This window comes from Nocardioides sp. 616 (genome assembly GCF_002930065.1).
Lineage (GTDB): Bacteria > Actinomycetota > Actinomycetes > Propionibacteriales > Nocardioidaceae > Nocardioides > Nocardioides houyundeii.
Genome location: NZ_POAG01000023.1, coordinates 82,645 through 92,178, shown reverse-complemented (window position 1 = coordinate 92,178; position 9,534 = coordinate 82,645). Strand labels below are relative to the sequence as shown.

Annotated in this window: 10 protein-coding genes; 3 read left to right on the top strand and 7 right to left on the bottom strand. The window is 70.7% G+C overall.

The window, feature by feature from the left end:
* Nucleotides 1-14: 14 nt before the first annotated feature.
* The 5 genes from C5H89_RS16580 to C5H89_RS16560 all read right to left on the bottom strand — a co-directional run bounded on the left by C5H89_RS16580 (nt 15) and on the right by C5H89_RS16560 (nt 5,357).
* Nucleotides 15-2,921 (bottom strand): UPF0182 family protein, encoded by a 2,907-nt coding sequence (locus tag C5H89_RS16580; RefSeq protein ID WP_104108084.1) that lies wholly within the window; start codon nt 2,919-2,921, stop codon nt 15-17.
* A gap of 5 nt (nt 2,922-2,926) precedes the next feature.
* Nucleotides 2,927-3,487, bottom strand: coding sequence for a PPA1309 family protein (locus C5H89_RS16575; RefSeq protein WP_104108083.1), 561 nt, complete (start codon nt 3,485-3,487; stop codon nt 2,927-2,929).
* Nucleotides 3,484-4,539, bottom strand: coding sequence for a PDZ domain-containing protein (locus C5H89_RS16570; RefSeq protein WP_104108082.1), 1,056 nt, complete (start codon nt 4,537-4,539; stop codon nt 3,484-3,486). Before C5H89_RS16570 ends, C5H89_RS16575 begins: the two co-directional genes overlap by 4 nt.
* A 26-nt stretch (nt 4,540-4,565) precedes the next feature.
* Complete coding sequence (locus C5H89_RS16565) at nt 4,566-4,823, bottom strand: hypothetical protein (RefSeq protein ID WP_205305089.1); 258 nt, start codon at nt 4,821-4,823, stop codon at nt 4,566-4,568.
* 102 nt (nt 4,824-4,925) lie between these two features.
* On the bottom strand, nt 4,926-5,357 hold the full coding sequence (locus tag C5H89_RS16560) for a molybdenum cofactor biosynthesis protein MoaE (RefSeq protein ID WP_104108081.1): 432 nt from the start codon (nt 5,355-5,357) through the stop codon (nt 4,926-4,928).
* Nucleotides 5,358-5,437: 80 nt separating this feature from the next.
* Between C5H89_RS16560 and C5H89_RS16555 the strand changes: the two genes are divergently transcribed.
* Both C5H89_RS16555 and C5H89_RS16550 read left to right on the top strand, forming a co-directional pair.
* Entirely contained in the window at nt 5,438-6,757 is a 1,320-nt protein-coding gene (locus C5H89_RS16555; protein ID WP_104108080.1) for a zinc-dependent metalloprotease, read from the top strand.
* Nucleotides 6,754-7,383 (top strand): NUDIX domain-containing protein, encoded by a 630-nt coding sequence (locus C5H89_RS16550; protein WP_104108079.1) that lies wholly within the window; start codon nt 6,754-6,756, stop codon nt 7,381-7,383. The genes C5H89_RS16555 and C5H89_RS16550 overlap by 4 nt, the downstream gene beginning before the upstream one ends.
* On the opposite strand, the gene C5H89_RS16545 is transcribed toward C5H89_RS16550, so the two are convergent.
* Both C5H89_RS16545 and C5H89_RS16540 read right to left on the bottom strand, forming a co-directional pair.
* Nucleotides 7,296-7,850: a M48 family metallopeptidase gene (locus tag C5H89_RS16545; protein WP_104108078.1), complete on the bottom strand. Its 555-nt coding sequence runs from the start codon at nt 7,848-7,850 to the stop codon at nt 7,296-7,298. The genes C5H89_RS16550 and C5H89_RS16545 overlap by 88 nt on opposite strands.
* 10 nt (nt 7,851-7,860) lie before the next feature.
* On the bottom strand, nt 7,861-8,904 hold the full coding sequence (locus tag C5H89_RS16540) for a PHP domain-containing protein (protein WP_240181921.1): 1,044 nt from the start codon (nt 8,902-8,904) through the stop codon (nt 7,861-7,863).
* Nucleotides 8,905-9,365: 461 nt separating this feature from the next.
* On the opposite strand from C5H89_RS16540, the gene C5H89_RS19180 reads away from it, so the two are divergent.
* Nucleotides 9,366-9,524, top strand: coding sequence for a DUF5679 domain-containing protein (locus C5H89_RS19180; protein WP_091115022.1), 159 nt, complete (start codon nt 9,366-9,368; stop codon nt 9,522-9,524).
* Nucleotides 9,525-9,534 lie beyond the last annotated feature (10 nt).

The following is a 9,534-nucleotide window of genomic DNA, read 5'->3' as shown; positions in this document are numbered from 1 at the left end:
CGCCCCACCGCGGGTCACTCGTCGGTCAGCTCCACGGCCTCGTCGATCAGCGCCTCGGCCTCGGCGATCGCCTCGGCCCAACCGACGGTGTCCCCCTCGCGCTGGGCCGCCCCGGCCTCCTCGAACTTGGTGGCGGCCTGGTCGAGCAGCTTGCGCACCTGGGCGTTCACCGACTCCGCGGGCTCCGACGGGGTCTCCTCCCCGCCCTCGGGCTCGGTGGGAGTGGCCGTCTCGGAGTCCTCCACGCCCAGCACGTCGGCGATCGCGCCGCGCAGGGTGGTGTCGATGCCGACCCGTCCGCCGTAGGAGACGAGCACGAAGCTCAGGATCGGGTAGGAGGACTCCGAGGAGTCGCGAGCGGCGTACAGGGGCTGCACGTACATCAGCCCGTCGCCGACCGGCATGGTCAGCAGGTTGCCGTAACGCGGGTTGATGCCACCCTGGTCGAACGAGAACAGCTCGTCGCGCACGTCCTCGTCCGAGGCGATCTCGTTGGCCACCAGCGCTGGCCCGTTGGTCCGCTCGTCGGCCAGCTCCAGCGCCTCGATCTTGCCGTAGTCCGGGCTGTTGGCGTCGGAGTTGACCGAGACGAAGGCGGCGAGGTTGGCCTTGTCACGGGGCACGTACACCGAGGTGAGGGACCAGACCTGGTCCTCCGCGGGCTCCTCCTCGCCCTCGGCCTGCCGGTTCAGGAACAGGCGGTACGGCGGCTGCTGGTTGTCCTTGTCGTTCGGGTCCTCGGGGACCTCCCAGCGGTTGTTGTTCTGGTACCAGTCCTTGGGGTCCTGCACGTGGTAGCGGGCGAATTGGTAGCGCTGGGCCTTGAAGAGGTCCTCGGGGTAGCGCAGGTGCGACATCAGGGCGTCGGGGATCTCGTCCTTGTCCTGGACCACGTCGGGGAAGGCGCCGCGCCAGGCCTGGAGGATCGGGTCCTCCTCGTCCCAGGCGTAGAGCTTCACGGTGCCGTCGTAGGCGTCGACCGTCGCCTTGACGGCGTTGCGCACGTAGTTGACCTCGTCGGTGGGCAGGGTCTGGAAGCCCGGGGCCTGCTGCAGCGAGTCGTCGGTCATGTCCTCGAAGGACTCCCGCTCCGACTGCGGGTACTGGTCGGTGACGGTGTAGCCGTCGAGGATCCACTGGATGCGCCCGTCGACGACGACCGGGTACGGGTCTGCGTCCACGGTGAGCCAGGGGGCGACCTTCTCGACCATCCGGCGGGGGTTGCGGTCGTAGAGGATCTTGCTGTTCTCGTTGACCCGCGAGGAGAGCAGCATGTTCGGCTCGCCGAACTTCACCGCGTACAGCAGCTTGTTGAACAGCCCGCCCACCGGCACGCCGGCGTCGCCGTCGTAGGTGGTGGTGGCGCTGGAGTCGTCCTCATCACCCTGCGGCAGGTCGAGCTCGACGTCGGGGCCGTCGGAGGACTTGCCGACGATCGAGTAGCTCGGGCTCAGCTCACCGAAGTAGACCCGGGGCTCGTAGGGCTCGCCCTCCATCTCGGCCAGGGCGCTCTGCCCGCTCTCCTGGCCCTCGGCCCACTGGATCCCGGAGTCCTGGCTCCGGTTGTCCCCGGGGCGCTGGTTGGCGTACGCCGCGATCATCCCGGTGCCGTGGGTGTAGACGGTGTGCAGGTTGGACCAGTTGCGGTCCCCCGAAGCCAGGCCGTCCTGGTCGAGCTCGCGGACACCCAGCACCATGGCGCGCTCCTGGCCGCCGAGGGTGTAGCGGTCCACGTCGAGCACGTCAGCGACGGTGTAGTAGGCGCGGACCTGCTGCTGCTGCTCGAAGGTCTGCTTCACCAGCTGGGGGTCGACCAGCGGGACCGACGAGGTGTCGGCGTCCAGGGCCGCCAGCTGGGCGTCGAGCTCGGGAGCGCTGGTGTAGCGCTTGACCTCAACGCCGTCGATGCCGTACGCCGCCCTGGTCGCGGCGATGTTCTTCTCGATGTACGGCGCCTCCTTGTCCGGCTCGCTCGGCGAGACCTGGAACCTCTGCACGACGCCGGGCCAGATCAGGCCGAGCAGGATGGCGGAGAGCGCCAGCAGCGCGACGCCGACCGAGGGCAGCACCCAGGTCTTGCGCCAGATGTTGAGGAAGAAGAGCACGGCGCAGATGATCGAGATCCCCAGCAGGATGTTCTTGGCCGGCAGCACCGCCTTGTCGTCGGTGAAGTTCATCCCGGTGATCAGGCCGCCTTCCTCGTTGAGGAGGTCGAAGCGGTCAAGCCAGTAGTCGACGCCCTTCGCGAGCACGAAGAGACCCAGGAGCGCGGAGAACTGCGCCTGCGCGGCCGGGCTGAGCCGGTCCCGGCTCGCCTGGAGCCGGATGCCGCCGTACAGGTAGTGCACGACCGCGGCGGCCAGCAGCCCGATGACGGCGACCGCCATCGTGAAGTCGACGACGTAGTGCCACCACGGCAGCTCGAAGACGTAGTAGCTCACGTCGCGGTCGAAGAACGGGTCCTTGGTGCCGAACGGCACCGAGTTGCGCCACAACGTGAACTCGCGCCACTGTCCGGCACCGGAGGCGCCGGCGAACAGCCCCAGCACCACCGAGACGCCGGCCAGCAGCCATCCCCGCAGCGGGGTCACCGCTCCGCGGTAGCGATCGAGGTTGTCCTGCTCGCTGGACGCGGGGCGGAAGTAGGGACGGAACCTGTAGGCCAGGTACATGTTGAGCGCGACGAAGGCGCCCATCACGACTGCGGAGGTGACGAACAGCCCGACGCGGGTCCACAGCAGGGTGCTGAACACCCCGCCGAAGCCGAACGAGTCGAACCACTGCCGTTCGGTCCAGAAGGACGCGAACGCGGTGAGCAGCAGGAAGCCCACCAGCAGCACCGCGGCCGTGATCACCAGCGCCCGTGACCGCCTGGGCACTGCGGGCGGCTCCGCCGCCGGCCGGGCCGGCTGGCCGAACATTCCACTCACTGGGTCTCCTCGTCGTCGAACGTGCTGGAAAGCAGGGCGATCAGGCCGGGCACCAGGTCGGTGCCGTCCACGACCGACTGCTGGTCGTCGTGGGCGCGCAGCCGCAGCGCGCAGTACGTCGAGCCGGTGCGGGTGACGCCCGCCACCAGGCGCACCTCCTGCCGCAACGGGTGGTTCCGCGCGAACTCACCGGCCTCCGTCGGGTCCTCGGGGAGCTCGGCATCCGAGCCGGGCGGCAGCACCAGGCGCTCCAGGGCGACCGCGCACCCGTCGACGCGCTCCGGCCAGACGATGGACTCCAGCACCTGCTCCAGGGGCTGGTCCACCGGGAGGCGTTCCTGCTCGACCGGGGTCAGCGACCCCATCGCCGCGGACTGGTCCAGCCCCATGCTGGCGGCCAGGTCCGGCTCGGACTCGACGAGCCGCTGGGTGCCGACCAGGGCATACATCCGGGCCGGCTGGTCCCAGCCCAGGCTCGCGACGTGCGTCTCGATCTCGAGCACCGCCGCAGCCAGGGCAGGATCGGGAAGAGTCACCTGGGTCTGTGGGTCCGTCATGACGTGGAGTTCCTTTCACACGACGGCAGTTCGACCTGTTGGTCTGCCGCCCAGTCCTGGACCGCCTCGAGGGCGGACTTCATGGTCTCGACGCGCACCAGGCGCATGTCGCCGTTCTCGGCGTCCACCGCCTCATCGCAGTTGGCCGCCGGCACGAGGAACAGGCCGGCGTCGGCCTCCCTGGCGGCGGCGATCTTCTGGGCCACTCCCCCGATGGGCCCGACCTTGCCCTCGGCGTCCAGGGTGCCGGTGCCGGCCACGATGTTGCCGCCGGTCAGCGAGCCCGGAGTGAGGGTGTCGTAGACCGACAGCGCGAAGAGCAGGCCCGCGCTCGGTCCGCCGATGCTGGAGTCCAGGCTCACCGAGACGTCGAAGGGGAAGTCGTAGCCGACGCCCGGGGTGATCCCGACCCGTTTGTCGCCGTCCACCAGGGTCGGGGTGACCTGGGTGGTGAGCCGCTTCCCGTCGCGCTGGACGACGAACTCCAACGGCTGGCCCGCGGGTGCTGCGTCGACCGCTGCGACCACGTCGTCGGCGTCGGCGATGGGTCGCCCGGCCACCTCGACGAGTTGGTCCCTGACCTCGAGCTTGCCGTCCGCGGGAAGACCCTCGCTGACCGAGAGCACCTCCACCACCGGACTGACCTCGTAGCCGAGCTCGGTCAACGCCGTCGCGATGGCGGTGTCCTGGGAGGAGACCATCTGCACCGCGCCCTCGATCTTGCTCTCCTCACGCGTCTGGTCCGGGCTGTAGACCGAGTCGTAGGGCAGCACGGCGTCGTCGGGGTCCGCCCAGGCGGCGAGGACCTCGAAGAGGTTGACCGTGGCCTGGGGGCGGGACACGTAGACGGTGGTCAGACGCAGCTGCCCGTCGTCACGGTAGGTCTTGGCCCCGGAGACCTGGACGATCTCGTGGCCGTCGGACTCGCCGAGCACGTTGACGGTCAGTCCTGGCTCGTAGGTGACGTACGGAAGGGGGGTGAAAACGGCGGCCAGCCACAGCGCGACGATCAACGGCACCGCGAGAACACCCGCCAAGGTCCGTTGACTCATGGCGCCAGCCTCTCAAACGGCTGCAACTACGACGCGCGTCGGGTGGACGGCGGCACCTCGGAGGCGTCCCGGGTCGGTCGCACCGCGATGCCGGTGCTCCGGTCCCGCATCCGCGCCTCCGGCTTGGCCGGGGTCGGCCGGTCCTTGCTCAGCGCGCGGGCGAGCCGCTCGACCGCCACCTCGCGGTCGATCTCGCCCCGCCCCTCGCGGCCCAGCCAACCGACCCAGCACATGGCGGCGGACGTCACCGCCAGCGAGGGCACCAGCCACCACAGGATCTCCACCCCTGGAGCCTAGGCACCCACGTGGTCCGGGCGCTCGTGCCACGCCGCGGCGGAGCGGCCCGCGTGCAGTCCCACCCCCGGGCGTCGATCCGGACCGTGCCGTCAGGGGGTGCCGACCCACTCCTCGTCGCCGTCGTCGAAGCGCTGGTGCTTCCAGACCGGCACCTCTGCCTTGAGGGTGTCGATCAGGGCCCGGCAGGCCCGGAAGGCACCGTCCCGGTGCGCGGCGGTGGCCGCGACCACCACGGCGATGTCCCCGACCCGCAGCGTCCCGGTCCGGTGCACGGCCGCCACGCCCAGCACGTCGTGCTCCTCGGCGATCCGGTCGGCCACCTCGCGCAGCTTGTCCAGGGCGCTGGGATGTGCGGAGTAGTCGAGCCCGTCCACACCTCGCCCGCCGTCGTGGTCGCGGACCCGACCGACGAAGAGCGTCAGCCCACCAGCGGCAGGATCGTCCAGGGCTGCCAGCACCTCGGCGACGTCCAGGTCGGACTCGCGCAGGTCAACCAGCCGTACGGCGTCACGAGAGCTCACGCCGCCGAGTGTAGGAGGCGCCCGCTGTAGGAGGCGCCCGCCCCACTGTCCGGCAACCGGTCGGCGAGTAATCTCGTGACATGACCGACAACCCCCCTCAGCCTGGCCAGGGAGACGACAACCCGTTCAAGGGCACTCCCTTCGAGCAGCTTTTCGGCGCCGGCGGCGGACTGCCAGCCGGCATGCCGGACCTCGCTTCGCTGATGGGGCAGGTGCAGCGGCTGATGCAGCCCTACGAGGGGCCCATCAACTGGGACTACGCGATCGACATGGCCCGCAAGAGCGCCGCCCAGCAGCCGGACCCCTCCCCGACCCAGGCCCAGAAGGACGCGGTGGCGGACGCGGTCCGCCTGGCCGACCACTGGCTCGACACCGCCACGGACTTCAGCTCCGGGGTCACCCAGGCGACGGCCTGGAGCCGGGCCGAGTGGATCGTGGGCACCACCGAGGTGTGGAAGAAGCTGGTGGAGCCGATCGCGACCTCCGCGGTGGAGTCCCTGGGCCAGGCCCTCCCCGAGGAGGCACGGGCCCTGGCCGGCCCGCTGATCGGGATGCTGGGCAAGGCCACGGGCGCGATGGTCGCCACCCAGGTCGGGTCCGGGCTCGGCACCCTCGCCGGGGAGGTGTGGGGCGTCACCGACGTCGGGCTCCCCCTGTCCACCCCCGGCCAGGCCGCCCTGGTCCCGGCCAACATCCGGGCCTTCGGCGAGGGACTTGACGTCACCGATGACGACGTGCTGCTCTACGTGGCGCTGCGGGAGGCTGCGCACCACCGGCTGTTCGCCAACGTGCCGTGGCTCTCCGAGCACCTGCTCGCAGCGGTGACCGACTACGCCCGTGGCATCGAGATCAACACCTCCGACATGGAGGAGAAGCTGCGCGGCATGGACATGACCAACCCGATGGCCATGCAGGAGGCCTTCGAGGGTGGGCTCTTCGACCTCTCGGACTCCCCCAAGCAGCGCGCCGCCCTGGAGCGGCTCGAGGTCACCCTGGCGCTGGTCGAGGGCTGGGTCGACCAGGTCGTGGGCCAGGCGACGGCCGAGCGCATGCCGGCCGCGGCCAAGCTCCAGGAGGCAGTACGCCGCCGCCGTGCCGCGGGCGGCCCGGCCGAGCAGGCCTTCGCCTCGCTGGTGGGTCTGGAGCTGCGCCCCCGCAGGCTGCGGGAGGCCTCCACGCTGTGGGGCTCGCTGCAGACCCGACAGGGCACCGAGGCCCGGGACGGCGTGTGGATGCACCCGGACCTGCTGCCCACCGCCGCTGACCTCGACGATCCCCTCGGCTTCCGCGAGGGCGCAGAGGCGACCGGGGACCTCTCGGAGGAGGAGTTCGACGCCGGGCTCCGCGACCTGCTGGACGGCCCGCGCGGCGACGCTCCCGAGGACCGACCCCAGGAGTGAGCCTGCACGCGGACGCCCTCGCCCGCCTGCAGCACTGGCAGCCGCCGGCGGGGCGGCAGTCCGAGCTGCGCCAGCGCTTCGTCACCCACCTGCTCGCGCGACCCGACGGGCTGGACCGGGGATGCTTCCCCGACCACCTGACCGCCGGGGTCCTGGTGCTCTCCCCGGACCTGGACCAGGTGCTGCTCAACCTGCACCGCAAGGCACGGCGCTGGTTCGCCTTCGGCGGGCACTGCGAGCCCGGGGACCGGTCCCTGTCCGGCGTCGCCCTGCGTGAAGGCCTGGAGGAGTCCGGAGTCGCATCCCTGGAGCTGGATCCGGTGCCCGTGCACCTGGACGAGCACGCGGTCGACTTCTGCGACCTCTCAGGAACGGTCCAGCATCTCGACGTGCGCTTCACCGCGCTCGCCGAGCGCGGGGTGGCGCACGGCGCGAGCGAGGAGTCGCTCGACGTGCGCTGGTGGCCCGTCGACGCCCTGCCACCCGGCCTGGAAACGGAGATGCACGAGCTGATCTCGGCGTCCCGTGACCGGTGGCGTCAGTCGATCACCTCGTCCTCGCGACCCTCTGGCCCCTCACTGTCCGGCGGATCGACCTGGGCGGCCGCGGACCAGCCGAGCAGGTAGCCGCGCGCCCGCTCGGCGCGCGGGTAGCGGTTGACCCAGCCCCAGAAGCGTTCGTCGTGGCTGGGTTCGAGCAGGTGCGCCAGCTCGTGCACGATCACGTAGTCGATGACCCAGGTGGGCAGACCCTGGAGCCGGGCCGACAGCCTGATGGACCGGTCGCCGGGTGTGCAGGAGCCCCAGCGGCTGCGCTGGTTGCCGACCCAGCGCACCGATGCCGGCTGGGCCAGTCCACCGAAGATGTCGTTGTTGAGCTGGCTCGCGCGGGCCAGGATCTGGTCGTCGCTGGGACGCTTGCGCGCCTCCGAGCGCTCCAGCCGGGCCACCATGTCGCGTACCCAGCGCCCTTCCTCGCGCTTGCTCATCGCCGCGGGGATGAGCACCACGATCCTGTCGCCCTCCCGATAGGCCGACACGGTACGACGGCGCCGCTTGCTGCGCCGTACCTCGACCTCCGCCCCCGGATCCATAAGCGTGACGCTACTGGTTGGCCCACGCCAGCAGTCGCTCCTGCGACCACGTGTTGACAATGCGGTCCGGTTCGATGCCGGCCGCCTCCGCCCGCTCGCACCCGTAGTCGAGCATGTCGAGCTGTCCTGGCGCGTGGGCGTCACTGTCGATGGAGAACAGGCACCCCACGTCCCGCGCCAGCTCCAGCAGGGCGGTGGGCGGGTCCCGCCGCTCCGGCCTGCTGTTGATCTCGACCGCGACGTCGCCCGCCAGGCACGCCTCGAAGACGGCTCGGGCGTCGAACTGGCTCTGCGCCCGCACCCCCCGGTTGCCGGTGACCAGGCGCCCGGTGCAGTGCCCCAGGACGTTCATCAGCGGGTGGGTGGTGGCGGCCACCATGCGGCGGGTCATCGCGTCGGCGTCCATGCCCAGCTTGGAGTGCACGCTGGCGACGCGTACGTCGAGCCGCGCCAGCATCTCGTCGGTCTGGTCGAGGCTCCCGTCGTCGAGGATGTCGACCTCGATGCCCTTGAGCAGCGTGAAGCCCCCGCCCCCCAGATGGGTGTTGACCGCGTCGATGACGTCGAGCTGACGGGCCAACCGTCCCGCGGAGAGCCCGTGCGCCACCTTCAGGCGCGGCGAGTGGTCGGTGAGCACGAGGTACTCGTGCCCCAGCTCCATGGCCGTGAACGCCATCTCCTCCAGCGGTGAGCCACCGTCGGACCAGTCCGAGTGGGAGTGCAGGTCCCCGCGCAGCGCCTCTCGCAGCTCCCGGCCGCCGGGGGCCAGCGGTCCGGCGTATCGCTGCTCGAGCTCGGCCAGGCGCTCGGGCACCCTGCCCTGCGCCGCGGCCGCGATCACCGCGGCGGTGCTGCGCCCGACGCCGGGCAGGGTGGTCAGCGTCTCCTCGTCGAGGTGGCGAGCCAGCTCGGAGGGGTCCAGCGGCAAGATGGCGGCGGCCGCCGCCCGGTAGGCCTTCACCTTGTAGGTGTCCTCCCGGGCGCGCTCCAGCAGGAACGCGATCCGGCGCAGCGCTGCCACGGGTCCCAGCTCGGACCGGCTCTCCTCAGGCACGAATCTTTCCTCCACAACCGCTGCTGCGGCATCGGTGCTGCTCAGCCGGGTGCCGAAGGCCGTTCCCGGGCGCGTCCTCCACAGGCGAATCCTGCCATCAAGGGGGGTCATCCACAGTTCCGCGCAGTTTTGCACAGCTTCTCCACAGGCTGTTCACCCTCCGAACAGGTCAAATGCCTGCATTCCGGTTGACCCACCGGTGCGGACTCCCTAGCGTTCGGCACTGACGAGGCCCCGGCCGGGTCGCGGACGTTCGCAAGGGGAAGGCACGCGTTCGCGCTCGGCGGGGGTCTCTTCTGCGCTCGGACGATTTCACGCTCACCGGTGTGCCGTTCACGCCTGCGACCGCTGGTGGCGTAGTGTTTCGAGCGGTCTGGGACCCATTCGTCCCTGGACTCCGACGGGCTTCCCCGATCCCCCCGTCGCGACGACCAAGCAATACCAATCACAAGGAGGCCGTCATGGCGGAGACCTGGAGCGGCGAGTTCTACTGCGTCAAGTGCAAGGAGAAGCGCGAGGCGGAGGGTGAGGTCAAGGTCAATGACAAGGGCACCCGGATGGCCAAGGCTGTCTGCCCTGTCTGCAGCACCAACCTGAACCGCATCCTCGGCAAGGCGTGACTCACGCCCC